The following is a 23,331-nucleotide window of genomic DNA, read 5'->3' as shown; positions in this document are numbered from 1 at the left end:
CGGCCCTCATCGTTCGTCGTGGTCGATGTCGCCGCTCGCGGCGTCTTCCAGTTCCCGCAGCACCCGCTCCTCCACCAGCTCGGCCAGGGCGGCGACCGTGCGGGTGGTGAACACGTCCCGGGGGGTGAGGGCCAGGCCGAACGCCTCGCCCGCGCGCGCGGCGACGGCCAGCGCCCGCATCGAGTCGCCGCCCAGGGCGAAGAAGTCGTCCGTGGCGCCCACGGAGGCGTCCAGCACCTGGGCCCACACCTCCGCGACGACCTCCTCGGTCGGCGTGCGCGGTGCCACGCGTGCGGCGGCCGGCGCCGAGCGTGCCTCGGGCGCGGGCAGGGCGGCCCGGTCGACCTTGCCGTTCTCGGTCAGCGGGAAGCGCTCCAGAACGGCGAAGGCCACCGGCACCATGTGCCCGGGCAGCGTGCGGGCGGCGAACGCGCGCAGCTCCGCGTCGGGCGGCACCTCGGCCTCCGGCGCGGCGAGCAAATGCGCCACCAGCACCGGCTCGCCGGGCGTATCCCGCCGCACGCTCACCACGGCCTGCCGCACCGCCGGGTGGGCCGCCAGCGCGGCCTCCACCTCACCCGCCTCGATCCGGTAGCCGCGCAGCGCGATCTGGTGGTCGGCCCGGCCCAGGAAGTACAGCTCGCCCGAGGCGTCCCGGCGCACCAGGTCGCCGGTGCGGTACATCCGCGAGCCGGGCGGCCCGTAGAGGTCGGCGGTGAACCGGGAGGCGGTCAGGCCCGGCCGGCCCAGGTAGCCACGGGCCAGCGACGGCCCGTGCACCCACAGCTCGCCGGGCACGTTGTCGGCCACCGGGCGCAGCCGCGCGTCGAGCACGTACCCGCCGCTGCCCGGCCGTGGCCGGCCGATGGACGGCGCGGCCCCGGTGGGCGTCAGCGGCTCGGACCAGGTCGCCACGACCGTGGCCTCGGTCGGCCCGTAGGAGTTGATCATCCGGTGGTGGGGCGCCCAACGCGCGACCAGGTCCGCGCCGCACGCGTCGGCGCCGACGACGAGCGTGCGCAGGTCACCCAGCGTGCCCGCGACCTCCGGCGGCACGGTCGCCAGCGCGGCGGGGGGCAACAGGGTGTGGGTGACGCGCTCGGCGCGCAGCACCTCGGCCAGCTCCCCACCGAGCAGCGGGCCCGGCGGGGGCAGTACCAGCGCCGCCCCCGAGGGCAGCGCCATGCACAGCTCCAGCACCGACGCGTCGAAGCTGGGCCGGGCGAACGCCAGCACCCGGTCGCCCGGCCGCACCCGGTAGTGGTGGGCCTCCGCCGCGGCGAACTCCGCCAGCCCGCGGTGGGTGACGACCACACCCTTGGGGGTCCCGGTGGAACCCGAGGTGTAGAGCACGTACGCCGCATCGTCCGGGTCCGACGGGCCACGCCGGTCGGCGTCGGTGGGCCGGTGTCCGGGCGCCCCGTGACCGTCCTCGGCCAGCAGCTCGCCCACGTCGCCGTGGGCCAGCGTGACCACCGGGGCCGCGTCACCCAGCATCAGCGCGATCCGCTCGGCCGGGTAGCCCGGGTCGACGGGCAGGAACGCGGCGCCCGCCTTGGCGGTCGCGAGCTGGGCGGTGACCATGTCCGCCCCACGCGGCAGCACCAGCGCCACCAGGTCGCCGGGGCCCGCGCCGCGCGCGATGAGCCGGTGCGCGAGCCGGTTGGCCCGCGCCTCCAGCTCCGCGAAGGACAGCCGCAGGTCCGGCGCGCTCAGCGCGGTGGCCTGCGGCCACCGGTCGACGGCGGCCTCCACCAGCGCCGCCAGGCCGGCCGTGGGCACCGGGCGGCCGTCCGCCGGCGCCGCGACGGGCCCGGTCAGCCGCGCGGCCTCGCGCGGCGGCAGGGTGTCGACGGCGTCGACGGTGACGTCCTCGCCGGCGGCTGCCAGAGCGCCCAGGGCGTACGTGACCTGGTCGGCCAGCGACCTGGCCGTGGCCGCCTCGAAGTACCGCGGGTCGTAGCCGAGTTCGACACTGAGCCGGTCACCGGGCGAGACCACCGCCGTCAGCGGGTAGTTGGTGGCCTCCAGCGCGTTCAGGTCCCGTACCCGCAGCCCGTGCGCGGTGGCCGCGCCGTCGTTGATCGGATAGTTCTCGAACACCACCAGGCTCTCGAACAGCGGCACCCCCGCGGGCACCTCGCTCCAGGCGCGCAGGTCGGCCAGCGGCAGGTGGTCGTGGCCCCGGGCGTCGGCCTGCGCGGCCTGCAACGCGCCCAGCCAGTCGGCCGGGGAGGCGCCGCCGTCCACCGAGCACCGCACCGGCAGTGTGTTGATGAACAGCCCGGTGATCTCCTCCGCGCCGGGCAGGTCGGAGGGCCGCCCGGAGACGGTCGTACCGAAGCACACGTCACGCTCACCACTCCAGCGCGACAGCAGCAGGGCCCACACCCCCTGCACGACGGTGTTCAACGTCAGGTGGTGGCGCCGCGCGAAGTCCCGCAGCGCGGCGCTCTCCCGCTCACCCAGCCGCCGCGACAGCCAGGTGCCCGACCGGGTCGCCGCCCCCGGCTCCGGGCGGCGGTCGTAGGGCAGCGGGGTCGGCGCGGCCAGACCCGCCAGGGCACGACGCCAGTGCTCCTCGGCCCGGCCGTCGTCGCGGGCGGCGAGCCAGGCGACGTAGTCGACGAACGGGCGCCGCTCCGGCGGCCGGGGATCGGCGCCGCGCGCCAGGGCCGCGTGGCAGGCGAACACGTCCGAGAGCACCTGGAAGACGCTCCACCCGTCCAGCAACACGTGGTGGAAGGTCCACACCACGCGCACCTCGGTGGGGGAGAGCCGGGCGAGCGCCAGCCGCAACAACGGCGGTCGATCCAGCGCCAGCCCACGCTCCCGGTCCCGCTCCAACAGCCCCTCCAGCGCCGCGTCGCGCTCGTCCTGGGCCAGCCCGCTCCAGTCCAGCTCGGTGACCGGTAGATCCGCGCGCCGGTGCACCGCCTGCAGCGGCACCGGCACCCCGCGCAACACCACCGCGCTGCGCAGCACCGGCGTGCGGTCCACGACCCGCTGCCAGGCCGCCGCCAGCACGGCGCTGTCCGTGACGCCGTCCAGTACGAAGGTGGCCTGCTCCACGTACAGCCCCTCGCCGGGCTGGTCGAGTCCGTGGAAGACCAGGCCGGCCTGGGTGGGGGTGAGCGGGTACAGGTCCACCACGTCCCGCCCGGTGCCCACCAGCCGGTCCACCGTCGCCTGGTCGAGCCGGGCCAGCGGGAAGTCCGAGGGCGTACGCCCCCCGGCGTCCGGCCGCGCGCAGTGCCGCACGATCGCGCGCAGTTCGGCCGCCGTCTCCTCGGCCAGCCGCCGCACGGTCGCGCGCTCGTGCACGTTCGCCGAGTACGACCAGGTGAACTCCAACTGCTTGTCCGTCACCGCCCCCACGACGTCGATCAGGTACGGCCGGTCGGCACCCCGGTCCATGTCGCCGCCCAGCGCGCCGTACGGCGCGTGCAGCAGGCCACCGTCCGCGCGGGCGCTCCAGTCCCGCCGACCGAGGTAGTTGAACGAGATCCGCGGCTCCTCCGGGAAGGGGCCCGCAGCCCGCCGCAGATGGCGCAGCGCGCCATGGCCCAGACCGTTGCGGGGCACCGCCCGCAGGCCCTCCTTGGCGGACTTCAGCGCCGCTCCCAGGTCCGCCTCCGGCGGCAGGTCCAGGGCGACGGGGAACAGGGTGGTGAACCAGCCGACGGTGCGCGAGAGGTCGACCCCCTCGAACAGCTCCTCCCGGCCGTGGCCCTCCAGGGCGATCGGCACCCGCGCCCGCCCGGTCCAGCGGGCCAGCACCCGGCCCAGGGCGCACAGCAGCACGTCCGCCACCCGGGTGCCATAGACCTCCGGCACGTCCTGCAGCAGCCGGCGGGTCTCCTCCGTCTCCCACCGCACGGTCACCCGCTCCTCGGAGTCCGCGGAGTTGCGGCCGACACGGTCGGTGGGCAGCTCGGCGGGGGCGCCGGCCGTGGCCCAGTAGGGGAGTTCGTCATCGAAGCCCCCGGCGGCGGCGTGGTCGGCCAGCGTGCGCGCCCAGGAGCGGAAGGACGTCGTCTTCGGGCCCAGATCGGCCTCCCGCCCGGCACGCAGCCCGCGGTAGGCACTGTCCAGGTCCTCCGCGATGATCCGCCACGACACCGCGTCCACCACCAGGTGGTGGGCGGCCAGCAGCAGGATCGGCGGCGACTGGTCACCCGGCCGGCACAGCACGGCCCGCAGCAGCGGCCCCCGCGCCAGGTCGAAGTCCGCGCACACCTGGTCGGCGAGCGCACGCACCCCCGCCGCGATCTCCTCCGGGGCCCCGCCCGGCACGTCGCGCACCCGCAGATCGGCAGCCGCGCCGGGCGCGGTGCCGTACTGGCGGGGCAGATCCGAGCCGGTGTCCTCGTACCGCATGCGCAGCGCGTCGTGGTGCTCCAGCACGGTGGCCAGCGCGGCGCGCAGCGCCTCCACGTCGGTGTCCTCGGCCAGCCGGAAGGCGAGCGACTGGGCGAAGCGGGCCGGATCGCCCGGCGCGCCGTCGAACAGCCAGTGCTGAATGGGCGTCAGCGCCACCTCGCCCACCACGGGCCCCTGTTCGGCACCCGCGTCAGCGGACGACACCGCCTCGGCCGCCGCCGCGAGCGAGGCCACCGTCTGGTGCGAGAACAGATGGCGCGGGGTCAGCGCGATGCCCGCCCGCCGGGCCGCCGAGACGACCTGGATGCTCAGGATGGAGTCCCCGCCCAGCGCGAAGTAGTTGTCGTGCGCGCCCACCCGCTCCACGCCCAGCACCTCGGCCCAGATACGGGCCAACTCCACCTCGGCGGCGGTGCGCGGCGCCACATGCCCCTCGGCCGACGCGGTCGCCGACCAGTCGGGCACCGGCAGGGCACGCCGGTCGAGCTTGCCCGTCGCGCCCAGCGGCAGCCGCTCCAACGGCACGATCGCGGCGGGCACCAGGTGGTCGGGCAGCGCCCGCGCGAGGAAGGCGCGCAGCGCGGCGGGGTCGGCGGACGCCCCCTCGCGGCCCACCGCGTACCCCACCAGGCGCTTGTGGCCACCACTGTCCACCACCCGCGCGGCGGCCTCGGCCACCTCCGGATGCCGGGCCAGCGCGGCTTCCACCTCGCCCAGTTCGACACGGAAGCCCCGCACCTTGACCTGGTCGTCCGAGCGCCCCAGGTACTCCAACTGGCCGTCGCCGCCCCAGCGCACCAGGTCGCCGGTGCGGTACATCCGCCCGCCCGCCGGCCCGAACGGGTCGGGCAGGAAGCGGCGGGCGGTCAGCCCGGGCCGCCGCAGGTAGCCACGGGCCACCCCGGTCCCCGACAGGTACAGCTCGCCCGGCGCCCCCACGGGCACCGGCCGCAGCCAGGAGTCCAGCACATACGCCCGGGCACCGGCCACCGGCCTGCCGATCGGCGGGGTACGGTCCGGGTCGGCCGGGTCACAGTCGTAGGCGGTCGCGTAGACGGTCGCCTCGGTCGGGCCGTAGATGTTGGCGACCCGGCAGCCCGGAATAGCGGCACGGACCTCCCGCACGGTACGCGCCGCCAGCCCCTCGCCGGCCAGCACCACCGTCTCGGCCGAGACCCGCACCGCGCCCTGGGCCAGCAACTGGCCCAGCGCCGAGGGCACGGCGCTCAGCAGACTCACCCGCCAGCGCGCGCCGCCCTCGGCCAGCGCCAGCAGGTCGTCCACCAGCTCGATACCCCCGCCGCACAGCAGCGGGCCGAAGATCTCGAAGACGGACACGTCGAAGTTCAGCGACGTAGCGGCCACGACGTGGGACAGGCCGGCGGGACCGAAGGTGGCGCGCGCCCAGTCGGCCAGCGCCACCACCGAGCCGTGGGTGGCGATCACACCCTTGGGCACACCCGTCGAGCCCGAGGTGTGGATGACGTACGCGGGATGGGCGGGCGACAGCGGCCCCTCCCGCTCCGCGTCGGTGACGTCCCCGGCGGGCAGCGCGGCCAGCCGCCCGTCCAGAGCCGGCCCGAACTCGATCCGCCGGGCACCCCCCTCGGGCAGCCGCGCGCCCGCGGAGGGCGTGGTCAGCACGAGCGCCGGACGCACGTCCTCGAAGAGGAAGGCGACGCGCTCCGCCGGGTAGGAGGGATCGACCGGCAGATAGCCGGCGCCGCTCTTGGCCACCGCGAGCAACGCCACGACCAGGTCGCGCGTGCGCGGCAGGGCCAGGGCCACGAAGCGCTCGGGCCCCGCGCCCGCCGCGATCAGCTCCCGGGCCAGCCGGTTGGCGCGCTCGTTCAGCTCCCGGTAGCTCAGCCGCCCGTCCGCGGCCGTCACGGCCAGGGCGTCGGGCGTGCGTGCGGCCTGCTCCTCGAACACCTCGGGCAGCACGCGCCCGGGCACCGGGACCACCGCGCCCCCCAACTCGCCCGTGATACGCAGCGCTTCGGGCGCCTCCAGCAGCGGCAGCTCCCGCAGCCGGCGCTCCGGCCCGGTCGCCATCGCCGTCAACAGCACCCGCAGGCAGCCGCCCAGCCGCTCCACGGTCGCGGCGTCGAAGGCCGCCGGGTCGTAGTCCAGAGCCATCGTCAGCCGCTCACCGGGGGCGACGATCATGCTGAGCGGGTAGTTGGTGGGCTCCAGGTCCCGCTCCTCCTCCAGGCTCAGCCCGTGCCGGGCCAGGGCACCACCGTCGAAGGGGTAGTTCTCGAACACCACCAGGCTCTCGAACAGGTGCGTGCCGCGCGGCACGTCGCTCCAGGACTGGATCTGCGCCAGCGACACGAAGTCGTGCCGTCGCGCCTCCGACTGGGCCTCCTGCACCTCCCGCAGCCACTCCGGCAGCGCCCGGTCCCCCTCGACGCGGACCCGGGTGGGCAGCGTGTTGATGAACAGACCCACCATGGCCTCCACGCCCGGCAGGTCCGCCGGGCGTCCGGAGACGGTGGTGCCGAACACCACGTCGGCGCTGTCACCGAAGCGCGCCAACAGCAGCGCCCAGGCGCCCTGCAGCACGGTGTTCACCGTCAGGCCGTACCGCCGGGCCATCGCCCGCAACTCCGCCGAGTCCGCCGCGCTCAGACGCACGCGCACCGAGCCCGACGAGGAGGCGCGGTGGGCCTCCACCGGCCGCCGGTCACGCGGCAGCTCGGTCGGCGCGGTGAAACCGGCCAGCACCGCCCGCCAGTGCCGCTCCGCTGCGGAGGTGTCCCGCCCGGCCAGCCAGCCCAGGTAGTCGCCGAACGGCGCCCGGGACGACACCCGCGGCGCGCGGCCCGAGGTCAGCGCCGCGTACCGCTCGCAGACCTCGTCGAAGACCTGGGCCGCGCTCCAGCCGTCCAGCAGGACGTGATGGAAGGTCCACACCAGCCGCACCCGGTCGGCCGACAGCCGGACCAGGGTCAGCCGCATCAGCGGGGCGACGGCCAGGTCCAGGCCCTTCTCCCGGTCGGCGGCCAGCAGTTCCTCCAGCGCCCGCCCGTCGTCCTCGCCGTCCCGCCCCGACCAGTCGTGGTGGGTGACGGGCACGACCGCCCGCTCCTGCACCACCTGGACCGGTTCGGCGCTCTCCTCCCACACCAGGCGGGTGCGCAGCATCGCGTTGGCATCGGCCGTCCGCTGCCAGGCCGTGGCCAGCGCGTCGGGGTCGGTGACCCCGCGCAGCACCATGTGCACCTGGTTGAAGTAGGTGGCCGAGCCGGCGTCCAGCAGGGTGTGGAAGAGCATGCCCGCCTGCATCGGCGTCAGCGGCAGGACGTCGCGCACCGCGCGCCCGTCCCCCACGATCCGGTCGACGGCCCGCTGGTCCAGCCGAGCCAACGGGAAGTCGGACGGAGTGCGACCGCCGGCCTCCGGCCGGGCGCAGTGCTCGACGATCTCCGCCAGCGCCCCCACCATGCCCTCGGCCAACGCCCTGACCGTCGCCTCCCGGTGCACCGCCCTGCTGTGGTACCAGGTCAGCTCCAGCCTGCCGTCCTCCACCCGACCGACGACATCCAGCAGGTGCGGACGCCGCGACTCCGGCGCCTCCGAGCCGTCGAGACCGCCCCGCACCCCCCGCACCAGACCCTCGCCACCCGGCCAGTCGAACTGCCCCAGGTAGTTGAAGCTGATGCGCGGCGGGGGAGCGGCTGCCGGCCCCGACACCTCCGCCAGGTGGCGCAGCGCGCCGTAGCCGAGCCCCTGGCCCGGTACCGCCCGCAACCCCTCCTTGACCGCCTTGAGCGCCGCGCCCCAGTCCCCGTCAGGCACCTCCAGAGCGACGGGGTACAGGCTGGTGAACCAGCCGACCGTACGCGAGAGGTCCACGCCCTCGAAGAGGTGGTCCGCACGACCGTGCCCCTCCAGCGCCACCGCGACGGTACGCCGCCCCGTCCACGTGGCCAGCACCCGGCCGAGCGCGGCCAGCAACACGTCGTCGATCCGCGTGCGATACACGCCGGGCACCTTGCGCAGCAGGGCGCCGGTCAGCTCCCGATCCAGACGTACGCTCACCTGGCCCAGGTCGGCGACGGTGTTGCCGCCCGCCCCGTCGACGGGCAGCGGGGCCGCGCAGTGCCGGGCCACCTCGGCCCAGTGAGCGCGCTCGGCGTCGAACCCACCGGCCGTGGCGCGGGCCCGCAGCAGCCGCGCCCACTCCCGCACGGAGGTGGTGCGAGCGAGCGGCTCGCCGCCGCCGGTGCGCTCCCGCTCGTAGGCGCTCTCCAGATCCTCCAGGAGCACCCGCCACGAGACGCCGTCCACGACCAGGTGGTGCACGGCCAGCACCAGCCGCGCCGGCTCGCCACCGGAGCCGGTGAACAGGTCAGCCGTGAGCAACGGCCCCCTCTCCAGCGGGAAGACGGCGCGCGCGCCGCCCGTGGCCGCCGCCACCGCCGCCGCGTACCGCGCCTCGGACAGCCCGCTCACGTCGTGCTCCCGCAGCAGGTCGACCCCGGCCGCACCGGGGGCCGGGCAGTGCTGGCGCCACCCGCCGTCCCCCAGCCGCTCGAACCGGGAACGCAGAGCGTCGTGGTGGTCCCACAGCACACCCAGCGCCCGACGCAGCGCCCGCGCGTCGACGTCCTGAGCCAGCTCGATGGTGACCCGCTGGTCGAAGTGGCCCGGGCGAGAGGGCTCGGCGTCCAGGAACCAGTGCTGGATCGGGGTGAGCGGCACCTCGCCGCTCACCGGCTCGGCCCCCACGATCGGCGCTACCTGCGCCGAGGCCGCGGCGAGCGCGGCGATCGTGGGATGCCGGAAGACCTCCCGAGGGGTCAGCGACAGACCCGCCCGCCGAGCCCGCGAGACGACCTGGATGCTGAGAATCGAATCCCCGCCCAGGTGGAAGAAGTTGTCCTCCACACCCACCCGTTCCACACCCAGCAGCCCACACCAGATCTCCGCCAGCACCCGTTCCGCTTCGGTGCCCGGCGCCCGGTACGCCCCCTCGGCGCCGGCCACCGGCTCGGGCGCGGGCAGCCGCCGCCGGTCCACCTTGCCGTTGCCGGTCAGCGGCAGCGCGTCCAACGTCACGAACACCGAGGGCACCATGTAGTCCGGCACCTCAGCGGCCAGATACGCACGCAGCCCGGCGACATCCGGCAGCCCGGCGCCCGGCGCCGCCACCAGATAGCCCACCAGCCGCGCCGGCCCCGACTCGGAGCGCGCCACCACCACCGCCTCGGCGACCGCCGGGTGCCGAACCAGCACGGCCTCGATCTCGGCGGGCTCGACCCGAAACCCCCGGACCTTGACCTGGTCATCGGCCCGGCCCGCGAACAGCAGCTCGCCCTCACCACTCCAGCGCACCAGATCGCCGGTGCGGTACATGCGGCCACCGGGCGGCCCGAACGGGTCCGCCACATACCGCAGCGCCGTCGCCCCCGCACGGCCGGCGTAACCACGAGCCAGCCCCGCGCCGGCGATGTACAGCTCACCCGGGACGCCGGGCGGCAGCGGCTCCAGCACCTGGTCCAGGACGTACACGCGCGTGTTGTCCAGCGGCCGGCCGATGGGCAGCGAGGCGGGCAGCGCCTCCCCGCCACCAAAGGCCCGCCGGGTGGCGAACGTGGTGGTCTCGGTCGGGCCGTAGCCGTCGACCACGGTGATGCCGGGGCACGCGTCGAGCACCGCCCGCACCGCGCCGGCGGGCACCACATCACCCCCCGTCCACACCTGGCGCGCCCCCCGCAGGCAGTCCGGCTCCTCCTGCGCCAGCAGCCGGAAGAGACCGGCCGTCAGCCACAGGCAGCTCACACCCCGCTCGGATATCGCCCGGCGCACCGTCGCCGCCTCCACCTCACCGGGCGGCGCCAGCACCGCGCGGCCACCGCGCAGCAGCGGCACCCACAGCTCGTAGGTGGCCGCGTCGAACGCCTGCGGCGAGTGCACCAGCACCCGGTCGTGACCCTCGAACGCCCGGTCAAAGGCGAGCGCCACCACGTCCCGGTGACGCACCGCGACCCCCTTGGGCCGGCCCGTGGAGCCCGAGGTGAACATCAGGCACAGCACGTTGTCCGGGTGCGCGACCGGCAGCGTGACCGCGCCCGGCACATCAGGCGGCGCCTCGCCGTCCACCAACAGCACCCGCCCGCCCGCAGCCACCGCCTCGGCACTCGCACGCCAGGCGGCGTCGGTGAGCACCAGCGTCACGGCGGCGTCCGCCAGCATCCGCCGCAGCCGCTCACGCGGCGCCCGGCCATCCAACGGGACGTACGCGCCACCCGCCCAGGCGATCGCCAACTGCGCGACCACCGCGTCGGCCGAGCGCTCCATCAACATCCCCACCGGCTGCTCCGGGCGCAGCCCGAGCGCGACCAGGTGGCGCGCCAGCGCGTCGGCGCGATCAGCGAGTTCGCGGTAGGTGACCACCGCGCCGTCGGTGTCCAGCGCGACGGCCTCCGGCGCACTCCGGGCCCGCGCCGCGAACAGGCCCGTGACCGTGGCCTCGGGCACGTCGACGAAGGTCGCGTTCCACTCCTCGAGGACCTGCCGGCGACGCCCCGCGCCCAGCGGCGACAGCCGCGCGGGCGGGCGATCCGCGCCCCCGGGCATGCCCTCCAGAAGCACGGTCAGGTACTCGCCGAACCGCTCGATGGTGGCCGCGTCGAACAACTCGGCGTCGTAGCCCAGACGCAGCGCCAGCCGGGCACCGGGATAGGCCACCAGACTCAACGGGTAGTTGGTGGTCTCGACGCCCTCCAGGCCGCTCAGCCGCAGCCCGTGCGCGGCGGCCAGGGCGTCGTCCACCGGGTAGTTCTCGAACACGACGATGCTGTCGAACAGCGCGGCCCGCTCCGGCAACCCGGACAGCGAGCCCAACCGAGGCAGCGGCAGGAAGTCGAACCGCCGATCCTCACTCTGCGTCTCCTGCACCCGGCGCAGCCAGTCGGTCAACGTGCCCGCGCGAGGGACGGCCAACCGGGTCGGCAGCGTGTTGATGAACAGGCCGTTCATCGCCTCCACGCCGGGCAGCTCCGGCGGGCGCCCGGAGACCGTGGTGCCGAACACGACCTCGTCCCGGCCCGTGAGCCGGGCCAGCAGCAACGCCCAGGCGGCCTGCACCACGGTGCCCGCGGTCACCCCCGCCTCCCTGGCCAGCCGCTCCAGCCGGCGCGAGGCCCCCTCGGACAGCGTCACCCGCACCTCCGCCCCGGACTCCGCCCGGTGCGCCTCGCGGGGCTCACGGTCGTACGGCAGCACCGTCGGCTCGGTCAGCTCCGCCAGGCGCTCCCGCCAGTGCCCCTCGGCCCGCGCCACGTCGCGCTCCCGCAACCAGGCGACGTAGTCCCGGAACGGCCCGCGCTCGGGCACCGCGCCGGCCGGATCGACACCGTCACGCAGCGCCGCGTGGCAGGCGAAGACGTCGGAGAGCACCTGGAACAGGCTCCAGCCGTCGAGGATCAGATGGTGGAAGGACCACACCACCCGCACCTCGGACCCCGACAACCGCACCAGCGTCAGCCGCAGCAGCGGCGCCGTCCGTGGATCGATCCCGCGCCGACGGTCCTCGTCGAGTAACTCCCCTAACCGCAGCGCGCGTTCGCCCTCCGACAGGCCGCTCCAGTCGAGTCGGGCCACCGGCACCGCGACCCGACGCTCGACCACCAACACCGGCTCCGGCACGTCCTCCCACACCACCCGCGAACGCAGCACCGGCGTACGGTCCACCACCCGCTGCCACGCGGCGGCCAGCACCCCCGGATCCGACACCCCCTCCAGCACGAACGTCAACTGCTGGAAGTAGGCGCTCCCCGCCTCCCGCGAGAGCCGGTGGAAGAGCATCCCGGCCTGGGTGGGCGTGAGCGGGTGAATGTCCTCCACCCCCGAACCGTCACCCACGATCCGGTCCACCGCCCGCTGGTCCAGCGCCGCCAGCGGAAAGTCGGACGGGGTACGCCCCCCGGCGCCGGGCCGCCCACCGTGCCGGGCGATGCCCCGCAGCGCCTCGACATAGGCGCCCGCCAGCCGCGCCACGGTCTCCTCGCGATGCACCCCCGCCGAGTAGAACCAGGTGAACTCCAACGCGTCCCCGTCCAGCCGCCCGACGACCTCCAGGGCGTGCGGGCGCGGCGCCGCCGGATCGGCGTCCAGCGCCAGCTCCCGGTACAGGCCACGGAACAGACCGTCCGCACCCCCGGGCAGCGCCAGGTGGCCCAGGTAGTTGAAGCTGATACCGGCGGTGGGACCGGTGGGCACCTCCGGCGCCCCGGTCAGGTACCGGTGCACGCCGTGACCCAGCCCCCGCCCGGGCACCGCCCGCAACTGCTCCTTCACCGACTTCACGACGGTGCCCCAGTCCGCGTCCGAAGACACGCTCAGCGCCACCGGGTACCGGGTGGTGAACCAACCGACGGTACGACTGAGATCCGCGTCGGCGAACAACTCCTCCCGGCCGTGCCCCTCCAGGTCGACCGGCACCCGATCACGCCCGGTCCACTCGCCCAGCACCCGCCCCAACGCGCTCAACAGCACGTCGTTGACCTGCGTACGGTACGCGGCGGGCAGCGTGTGCAGCAGCGTCGCGGACTCCCGCGCGCTCAGCCGCACGGTCACCGAACGAGCCGACGCATAGGTGTCGGCACCGGCCAGGTCGGTGGGCAGCGCGACGTCGCCACCACCGGCCGGCGCCGCCCAGTACGCCCGCTCGCCGTCGAAACCCCCGGCCCTGGCATGGCCGGTCAGCCGCAGCGCCCAGTGCCTCACCGAGGCGGACCTCGCCGGCAGTACCGGTTCGACCCCGACGCGCCGCGCCCGGTAGGCCCGGTCCAGGTCCTCAAGCAGCACACTCCAGGAGACCCCGTCCACCACCAGGTGGTGCACGCTCAGGTGCAGCACGGCCGGCCCCCGCCCGCCCCGGTCATGCAGCACGGCCCGCAGCAGCGGCCCCCGGGCCAGGTCGAACGGGCCCAGGTGAGGGGCGTCGTCGTCGGGCCCGGCGTGCCGCCCCAGCACCACCGGGGGCGCGTCGCGGCCGATGTGCTGCTGCCAGACGCCGTCGTCATCGCGCAGGAACCGGGAGCGCAGCGCGTCGTGATGGGCGACCACATCCCCCAGGGCGGCCCGCAGCGCGTCGGCGTCCACCGGATCGCCCAACTCCACGGAGAGCGTCTGCGCGAACCGGCCCGCCCACGCCTCGCCCGCCTCGAACAGCCAGCGCTGGATGGGCGTCAACGGCGCCTGACCGACCGCCTCGACCGCCGGCACCGTGCGCACGGCGGGCGGCTCCGCCGCCTCCGCGCAGCGCGCCAGGGCCCCGACCGTCTGGTACTGGTAGATATCGCGCGAGGTGACGGCCAACCCCGCCTGCCGGGCCTGGGCCACCACGTGGATGCTCAGGATCGAGTCGCCGCCCAACAGGAAGAAGTTGTCGTTGAGCCCCACCCGCTCCACGCGCAGGACGTTCGCCCACACGGCGGCCAGCGCCTTCTCGGTGGCGGTGCGCGGAGCCTCGTAGTCCGCCCCGGCCACCGACGTCCAGTCCGGCGCGGGCAACCGGTCGCGATCCAGCTTGCCGTTGGGACTCAGCGGCAGCTCCGACAGGACGACCACGGCCTGCGGCACCATGTAGTGCGGCATGACACGACCCACCTCACGCAACACCGCCCCCGGCACCAGCTCCACACCCGGCTCGGGCACCACATAGCCGATCAGCCGCTTGTGCCCCTCACCCTCCCGGGTCGCCGCGGCCGCCCGGGCCACGCCCGCGCACCCCCGCAACGCCTCCTCGACCTCACCCAGCTCGACACGGAACCCCCGCACCTTCACCTGCCGGTCGGTTCTGCCCAGGTACTCCAGCTCACCCTCGGCCGTCCACCGCACCAGGTCCCCGGTGCGGTACATGCGCGCACCCGGAGCGGCGAACGGGTCGGGAACGAACCGGGCCGCGGTCAGCCCAGGACGGTTCAGGTAGCCGCGCGCCACACCACTCCCACCGATGTACAACTCACCCGCCACACCCACCGGCTGCGGACGCAGACCACCATCCAGGACGTACACCCGCGCCCGGGCGACCGGCCGGCCGATCGGCGGCGCCTGCCGAGGCGACTCGTCACCGGCGAACCACGCCGTGGCGTACACCGTCGCCTCCGTCGGACCGTAGATGTTGGCGATCCGGGCCGCCGGCAGCGCCTGCCGGATCTGCCGCAGCGTCCGGGCCGGCAGCGCCTCACCCGCCAGCACCACCGTCCCGGCCGCCACCGCCCCCGCACCCCGGCCCAGCGCCAGCGCGAGCGCCGACGGCACACCGCTGAGCAGCCCGGCGCGCTCGGGCACCACGCCCTCGGCGAGCGCCGTCAGGTCGGCCACCACCACCACGCTCCCGCCGCACAACAACGGCACCAGCAGCTCGAAGACGGACACGTCGAAGTTGAGCGAGGTGGAGGCCACCACGTCGGTCAACCCCCCCACCCCGAACCGGTCCCCGGCCCAGGCCGCCAGATCCACCACGCCACGGTGAGCCACCAGCACACCCTTGGGACGACCGGTCGAACCGGAGGTGTAGATGGCGTACGCGGGGTGCAGGGAATCCAGCGGGCGAAGCCGCTCGGCATCCGAGAGGGCCGACGCCGAGTGCCCGGCCCACTCCGCCTCGACCGCCGGCTCGTCGAGCACCAGGCACACCGTGCCCTCCGGCAGGCGATCCACGCTCTCCCGCACCGTCACCACCAGGGCCGGCCGAGCGTCGGCGAGCATGAACCGGATGCGCTCATCCGGATAGCCCGGATCCACCGGCAGATAGCCCGCACCCGCCTTCAACACCGCCCACAGCACGGGCAGCAACTCGGCCGAGCGCGGCAGAGCCACACCCACCAGCGTCTCCGGCCCCACCCCCCGGCCGACCAGCAGCCGGGCGAGACGGTTGGCACGCTCGTCGACCTGCGCGTAGGTCAGCCGAGTCGCCCCGCACACGACGGCGACCCGCTCCGGAGTCCGCCGGACCTGGGCCTCCAGCAGCGCGGGCAGCGTCGCGTCCGGGCCACCGGGGTGCGGGGTGTTCCAGTCGTCGAGCATCACGCGCCGCTCACGCTCGCTCAGCAGCGGCAACTCGGCCAGCCCGCGCCGCGGGTCCTCGGCCATACCGTCCAACAGCAGATGCAGCTGCCGGCCGAGCCGCTCCACCGTCCGCGCGTCGAACAGGTCGGTGTTGTACTCCACCGTCAACCCAAGAGAGCCGTCCGGACGCGGCGTGAACTCCAGCACCAGGTCGAACCGCGCCGCCGGACGCGGCAGCGGATACTCCTCGATCCCCACCCCCGCGGCCCGTGGCGGGTGGTCCAGAGGCGTCTGCTGCACCACCAGAGCCTGCACCAGCGGAGTGCGACTGGCGTCGCGTCGCGGCGCCAGCTCCTCCACCACCCGGTCGAACGGCACCGCGTCGTGCCCGAAGGCGTCCAGCAGCGTCGCGCGCACCGTCTCCAGGTACTGGTTGACGGAGACCGAACCGTCCACGTCCGTGCGCAGCACCAGCGTGTTGACGAAGAAGCCCGCCACCTCCTCCAGCTCACGCCGGGTACGCCCACTGGTGACGGTGCCGATCGCCACGTCGCGCTGCCCGGTCCAGCGGGAGAACAGCACCGAGACCGCGGCGGCGAGAACCGTGAACACGGTCGCCCCCCGCGCACGGGCCAGCCCGGTCAGCCGCTCCGCCAGCTCCGTGGGCAAAACGTGGCGATGCGCCGCGCCAGCCGTGGTGCGCACCGCGGGACGCGGCCGGTCCGTGGGCAGGTCAAGCGGCTGCGAGCCGGCCAGCTGGGCCCTCCAGTACGCGAGCGCCTCGGCGTGCTCACCGGCATCGGCGTGCTCCCGCTCCCACACCGCGAAGTCCGGATACTGCAACGCCGGCGCGGACAACCCGACCTCGCCGCCGGTCGCCTCGGCCGCGTACAACGCCGCCAGCTCCCGCACCAACATCCCCACCGACCAGCCGTCGGTGACGATGTGGTGCTGCGCGAGCAGCAGCACATGCGACTCCGCGTCCAGCCGCAGCAGCAGCGCGCTGGTGAGCGGCCCGTTCAACAGGTCGTACGGCCGGCGCAGCTCCTCGGTCAGCAGCCGCTCGACCTCCGCCTCCCGCCGTCCGACCGCGAGCCCGCCGAGGTCGGTGACGCGCAACGGCAGCGCGGCGGGCCCGTCCACCCGCTGCACACCCCGCCCCTCCACCTGGGCGAAGGTGGTGCGCAGCGCGTCGTGCCGGGCCGCGAGCCCATCCAGCGCCCGACCCAGCGCCCCGGTGTCCAGCGCGCCGCCCAGCCGCACCGCGACACCGGTGTTGTACTCCGTGCCGCCGGCCGTCAGGTCGTCCAGGAACCACAGCCGCCGCTGGGCCCCGGACATCGGCAGCTCACGGTCACGGCGCGCGGGCGTGATCGGAGCGCGAGCCCGCTCCTCGGCCGGCCCCTCCACCAGGGGCGCCAGCGCGGCGATCGTCCGCGCCCCGAACAACTCCCGCATGGTCACCACGGTGCCGAAGGCCTCCCGCACCCGGGACAGGACACGGGCGGCGAGCACCGAGTCACCACCGAGGTCGAAGAAGTCGTCCGTCACACCCGCCTCGCGTACCGACAGCACCTCGGACCAGATGCCCGCCAGAATCCGTTCGGCGTCGGTCCGGGGCACGACGGCGTCCGCGCCGGTGCCCTGGGAGGGGCCGGGCGCGGGCAGCGCCCCGGTGTCGATCTTGTGATGCGCCGTCAACGGGAAGGCGTCCAGGACGACGACGGCCGAGGGCACCATGTGCGCGGGCAGACTCCGGGCCGCCGCCGCGCGCACCTCGGTGGCCGACGGCGGGCGACCCGCGTCGGCCGGCGTGACATAACCGACCAGGCGCCGCAACCCCGGCTCGTCCTCGCGCACGGTGACCACCGCGGCGCCGACCCGCGAGTGCCGGACCAACGCCGCCTCCACCTCCCCCGGCTCGATACGAAACCCCCGCACCTTGACCTGCCGGTCCACCCGCCCGACGAACTCCAGCTCGCCCTCGGCATTCCAGCGAGCCAGGTCACCGGTGCGATACAGGCGCGCGCCCGGCACCCCGAAAGGGTCGGCGACAAAACGCGCGGCCGTCAGAGCAGGCCGCCCCAGGTAGCCGCGCGCCACCCCGGCACCACCCACGTACAACTCGCCGTCGGTGCCCGGCGGCACCGGCCGCATGGCCGCGTCCAACACGCGCGCCTCGGCGTACGGCAGCGGCCGGCCGATCGAGGGCGCGCCCCCGCCGGGAACCAGCGGGCCGGTCCAGGAGGCCACGATGGTGGCCTCGGTGGGACCGTAGGAGTTGATCATCCGGCGGCCCGTTGCCCAACGGTCCACCAGCTCAGCCGGGCACGCCTCGGCCCCCACGATGAGAGTCCGCAGGTCAGGCAGGCCCTCCTCGCCGGCCGGGGCGGGCAGGGTGGCGAGCGCGGCCGGCGGTATCAGAGCGTGCGTCACACGGTGCTCGCGCAGCACGACGGCCAGCTCCTCACCCAGCCACGGCCCGCCCGCCGGCACCACCAGGGTCGCGCCCGCCAGAAGCGAGGCGCACAGCTCCAGCACGGAGGCGTCGAAACTGGGGGAGGAGAACTGCAACACCCGGTCGCCCGGCCCCACCTCGTACCGCGCGGCAGCCGCCGCCGCGAACCCGGCGAGCCCGGCGTGCGGCACCACCACACCCTTCGGCGCCCCAGTGGACCCCGAAGTGAAGATGACGTACGCCGGATGGCGAGAGTCCGGCGGCGCGGCCGGCCCCGCCCCACCCCGCGACCGCCCGGAGTCGGCCGACCGGACCAGCGCCGCGTCGTCGATGACCACGACCGGCCGCGCGTCGGACAACATCAGCGCTCGCCGCTCGGCCGGATAGGCCGGATCGACCGGCAGGAACGCGCCACCCGCCTTCGCCACCGCCAGCTCCGCGACCACGAGTTCGACACCACGGGGCAGCACGATGGCCGCGACGCGCTCCGGACCCACCCCGCGCCCGACGAGATCGCGGCCCAGGGCCTCGGACCACGCGTCGATCTCGCCGTAGGACCACTCCCGCCGCCCGTCCGTCACCGCCGGCGCGTCCGGCGCGCGCCGCACCCACGCGGCGAACAGCTCCGCCAACGAGGTGCCCGGCGCCGGAGCCGGGCGCGCCGCCGCGGACCAGGACAGAGGAGTGGCAGATGCTGACATTTCATGCTGGTGCGTCATGGCGGTGATCCTTTTCGGCGGGGACGAAGGGTGCGGCGTGACATCGGGCGACCCGCGGCCGTCGCGGACGGCGGGGCCCGGCGCGGGGCCGGCTCGAAGCGAGGTGGTGACCGGGGAACGCCCCGAGCGCGGCGGTGAGCGGACGTCAGACGTCGTCGGTACGACGCGCGGTGCGACCGGAGATCTGCACCCGGTCCACGGCACCGCTACGGGCATCGCGCAGGAAGCGACCGCCGGGCAGGCGCCGACCCGAGGCCGGGTCGACCAGATCGCAGGAGAAGTCCGGATAACAGACCAGCGGCGCCGGGGTGTCACCCCCCACGGACAGCGCGAGCGCGCCCTCGGCATCCGCCGTGACCCGGTATTCCAGGGCGCCGTTACGGTACGTCCCGGCGCACTGGGGGAGGACGACGGGACCGCCCCGCTCGGGTACCCGGGCGGCGGTGGGGACCCGCAGCCCGGTGAGGTCGGCCAGGCCGTCGGCCAGCGCGTGCCACAGCTCGGTGCCGTTCCCACCGTTGCTGGTGAAGGCCACCACGGCGCCCAGCTCCGGCTCCACCCGCAGGTGACAGGAGGTGCCCTGGGCGTTCCCGTCGTGGCCGCACCACAGCGCGGTGCCCTCCCCGAAGAGCGCGAGGCCAGCGCCCCAGCCGTCGGCCAGGACCCCGGGGTCGGCCCCCGCCACGGGGCGGCGCATCTCCTCGGCCGCGTCGGACGCCAGCACCGAGGCGGGCCCGTGCCCGGCGACCGCGCGGCCCAGGGCGAGCAGGTCCAGCGCACTCGCCAGCACGGCACCCGCCGGAGCCTCCACCGGCGCCAGCGTCTGCCGCACGGGAAGCGCTCGGCCGGTCGACGGGTGGACGGAGTGCCCGCCGGCGACCGGCCGACGCGGTGAGCGGTCACCGACGAACGCGGGGATCGCCCCCAGCGGCTCGACGACCATCGCCCGCACCGCCTGCTCCCACGACATCCCGGTCACCGCCTCGACGGCCCGCCCCGCGGCGACGTACCCGGCATTGGAGTACGAGAAGCCGGCGCCGGGCGTACCCACTGCGTCGCCGGCGGCGCAGTGCGCGGACAGATAGCGCGCCGTGCTCAACGCCGCCGCCTCGTCCGAGTCCGGCCCGGTCGGCAACCCCGCGGTGTGGCCTAGAAGTTGGCGTACGGTGAACCGTGGCGCGCGCCGCAACTCCGGCACATGGTCGGCCACCGGGTCGTCCAGACCGAGGTCCCCTTCGGCGACCAGGATCATCAGAGCCGTGGCCGTGTAGGTCTTGGTGACACTGCCGATCGGGACCGCCGTCTCGGCGGTGAACGGCTCACCCGTCGCGACGTTGACGTGTCCGGTGTACGCGGAGTGCGTCACCGAGTCGACGTGGACAGCGAGTTGGGCCCCGGGCACCCGATAGGCGTGCGCGAGGTTGGTCAGTAACTCCGTCAGGAGGCCGGATACCGGGAGCGGTCGCCGACCGGCGCTCGGGGCACTTGAGACGTGGGACATGGAACGAAACTCCTGGAACTCGATACTCACGGGAGCCGGCGCGCCTGCCTGGCGAGGGAGCGGCCTCAGAGGGCCGACGCGCGCTACCGTCGGCCGTCTAACGCCGGGCCACCGGACACCTTCTCCGGCGGGCCCGGCCGACGGCCATGGGACCCGCCTATCCGGCGGTACGGCGTGGGGACCTCTGAACACGCAGCGGCAGCTGGCGGGCGCCGACGATGACAGCCGGGTTCTGCGTGACGACGCCAGCGCGGTCGGCGATCGCGATGTCGGGGAACCGGTCGAACAGCATCCGCAGGGCGATCCTGGCCTCCATCCTGGCCAGCGGAGCACCGAAGCAGAAGTGAATGCCATGACCGAAGGTCAGATGAGGGTTGGAGCCGCGAGCCGGGTCGAAGGACTCGGCGTCGACGAACCGGGCCCGGTCGCGATTGGCGGCACCCAGATGGGCCGTCACGATGGTGTCGGCCGGGATGATCGCCCCGCTCAACTCGACCTCCCGCGTCGTGCGGCGGCCCAACTCGGGGAACGGCGGCAGGAAGCGCAGCACCTCGTCGATGGTCGGGGACAGCAGGCCGGGGTCGGCTCGCAGCGAGACGGCCGCATCGGGGTGTCGATCGAAACAGAGCAACGCGTTGCCCAGTAGAGCGGTGGTGGTGACGTGCCCGGCGACCAGCAAGAGAGCCACGAAGCCGACGATCTCCTGGTCGCTCAGCCGCGTTCCGTCCGCCTCGGCCTGAACCAGCTTGCCGGTCAGGTTGTCGCCGGGGTTCTTACGGTGGTGGCGGATGTGGTCCAGGAAGTAGCTGTTCATCTCGCGCACGGTGGGTGCGATGGCCTCCAGCGCTCGCTCGATGTCGGACATCTCCAACGCCTCGCCGAGATCGTCCCCGCCGAACAGCGTGGCCGCCCACTGCTGGAACAACCCCCGATCGCTAGCAGGCACGCCCAGTAACTCGGCGATGACGATGATGGGCAACGGGTAGGCCAAGGCGTCCACGGCGTCGAACTGGTCCTGGCCGTCGACGGCGTCGAGCAGATCCTTGGTAATCGCGTGAATTCTCGGTTCGAGGTCGGTTATCACACGGGGTGTGAAAGCCTGACTGACGAGGGTACGCAGGGTGCGGTGACGGGGCGGGTCCATGCCCACGAAGTTGCCCTGACGGAAATCCTCGAAGTCCTCCTGAGTGGGAGTCAGCCCGGAGAAGTCGGAGGAGAAAGCGGCCGGGTCGGCGAGTACTCGGGTGACGTTCTCGTGGTCGGTCACCAGCCACGTCTTCTGTTGCTCGTCGTGGCGTACCGGCGCGGCCTCCCGCAGCCCCTCCCACCGGCTGACCAGTTCCTCGTAGACGAACGGCGCCTCACTCGGCGTGCTGCTGGTCACCAGTCCCCCTTCAGCGTGGACTCCCGGAGAGGCCTCATCCTCGCCGGGTGGATGTGCGCGGTACTCGTCCGTGGCAATGGACCCCGAAAAGAATGAAGCCGCACTCCACCACAGATTTTTATCACAGGTCGTTCACATACCTACTCGACTTCTGCTGAATCTCTGAGACGCGGACACGGGAATCGACCAACATCTCTGGCGTGTTTCCGGTCACATGTGCACGTGCCCGAGAGCGAGGGCGTATTCTCACGTTCCTTTCGCATGGCATGCGAAAGAGCGGCGCGACGGAAAAGCAAATGCGGGCAAACAGAAACCATCGCCCGGCAAAAAGTCGCACCGAATAAGCGAACGAACGAAACAGGACAGGTTTGCCGAACCTGCGCGGAGCGAGATGCCGGTAAGCGTCGGCGCCGGTATCCGCCCACGCATGCCGGCGCTACGGATCCCCGACGAAGTCTTCGCCCCGACCTGGCGCCTGTGTCACAGGCGGATGGTCAGCGGAGCTGACACCGCCGAGGTCTGTTCGCCGGCCATCGCGGCGTGCGAACCCGCCCGCCGCTCACATCGCTGCTGGGAGTGCGGTACCCCACGCCACGCCCCCTTTCCTGCGCTGAGCCTCTTCCCGCCCCCTGGCACACGCCATTGGGACCATTCCCCTCAACCCCCTGACCATGGACCACACAGGCCGACGAAGCCCCTCCTCGGCCTGTCCTCTTATCGCGAGCGCGTGGCGATGACACCACCACAGCTCGCCTCGCTACCGCACACATCGCATCGGAAGCCCCCTCCGCGAAGCGTGTCTGCGGCCCCTTCCCTTACTGATCACGCCATGTGCTCAAACGCCGGACTGTCGGGTACCGAGCGAACGACGCACTGGCAAAGAATGCCCGGAAAAGGCAATCGAAAACGCTCAAGGGCAAACAGGTGTGTCTGGTGGTGTCGATGGTGAGCGTTTCGGCGTTTTCACGCCAGCCAATCTCGACCGACAGTCTTCACGTCTCGCCTCGAGATCGCAACACTGTCCGGTGAAGCGGAGGGTGATTTTGTGCCTCTTTTCCTTACCCGACGGTAGGTGTCAGAGGCCCCTGGGGCGGGTGGGGCAGGTGAATTCCCACTGGTCGTTACTCGTAAGTATTTGGCCACAACGACTCCCGGTCGCATACGCGGCAGCCGCCGAGTACCCCGCTGACCAGCGGCTCTGAAGAGAAAAAGTGATTCGATCAAGAATGATCCCGACCGAAAGTAATGTGATCAACCAGAGATTAGTTGACCACATTCACAGTCTTGCGCCGAACAGTGTGCTGCGGTATCGCCGTGTTTCTTTCCAGGAGGAGCGTCGCTTCTTCGGCTCCATCTCGACGCGAATGCAAAGAGGAAAACGTTGTCGATCGGAGGGCAGCAGCCCAGCATTGGACCGCCGTCCCCAGGACCGTAGTGAGCAGAGACACGTACAGCCCGCTCCCAGGCGCTGGAAGACGCTACGCTCCAGCCTCCGGTGCGACCGTGCTCTCGCCCAGCCGGTGACGGCACGCCTTGGCGCTGGAAAAACTCAACAGGTGGTGCCGACACGACTGGCCCAGCAGGACCCTGTCCTCAGCGGAGAGGTCACCCTCCGAGTAGACGGGAGCAGCGACCCAGACAGACCGGCAAGAGCCCCTACGATCGTGTGGGTGGCACGTCAAGCGTGCACCACGCGCGCCCGCTGTTGTACGGGCCCAAGAGCGCCTTGACGAGATGCGGCCGCAGGACAGATGCTGCCCAGATTGCTCGAGCCGCACTTGCCTTGCTCGACGACCTCACAGCCCTGGGCCAACCCCAGAGCCCCCCGACTGAAACCAAGAGCGGCTCAAGAGTTGTC

Annotated in this window: 3 protein-coding genes; all 3 read right to left on the bottom strand. The window is 73.6% G+C overall.

Annotated features, from left to right (window positions below; genetic code table 11):
- Nucleotides 1–6: 6 nt before the first annotated feature.
- Entirely contained in the window at nucleotides 7–18,588 is an 18,582-nt protein-coding gene (locus tag ACFVFR_RS29555) for a non-ribosomal peptide synthase/polyketide synthase (protein ID WP_383707256.1), read from the bottom strand.
- A 145-nt stretch (nucleotides 18,589–18,733) separates the two neighbouring features.
- Nucleotides 18,734–20,089, bottom strand: coding sequence for a serine hydrolase domain-containing protein (locus ACFVFR_RS29550; protein ID WP_383707254.1), 1,356 nt, complete (start codon nucleotides 20,087–20,089; stop codon nucleotides 18,734–18,736).
- A 157-nt stretch (nucleotides 20,090–20,246) separates the two neighbouring features.
- Complete coding sequence (locus ACFVFR_RS29545) at nucleotides 20,247–21,473, bottom strand: cytochrome P450 (RefSeq protein ID WP_383707252.1); 1,227 nt, start codon at nucleotides 21,471–21,473, stop codon at nucleotides 20,247–20,249.
- Nucleotides 21,474–23,331 lie beyond the last annotated feature (1,858 nt).

The organism is Streptomyces sp. NPDC057702, from assembly GCF_042799315.1.
Classification (GTDB): domain Bacteria; phylum Actinomycetota; class Actinomycetes; order Streptomycetales; family Streptomycetaceae; genus Streptomyces.
The sequence above is the reverse complement of the archived record's forward strand: the minus strand, read 5'-3'. Positions and strand labels throughout refer to the sequence as shown.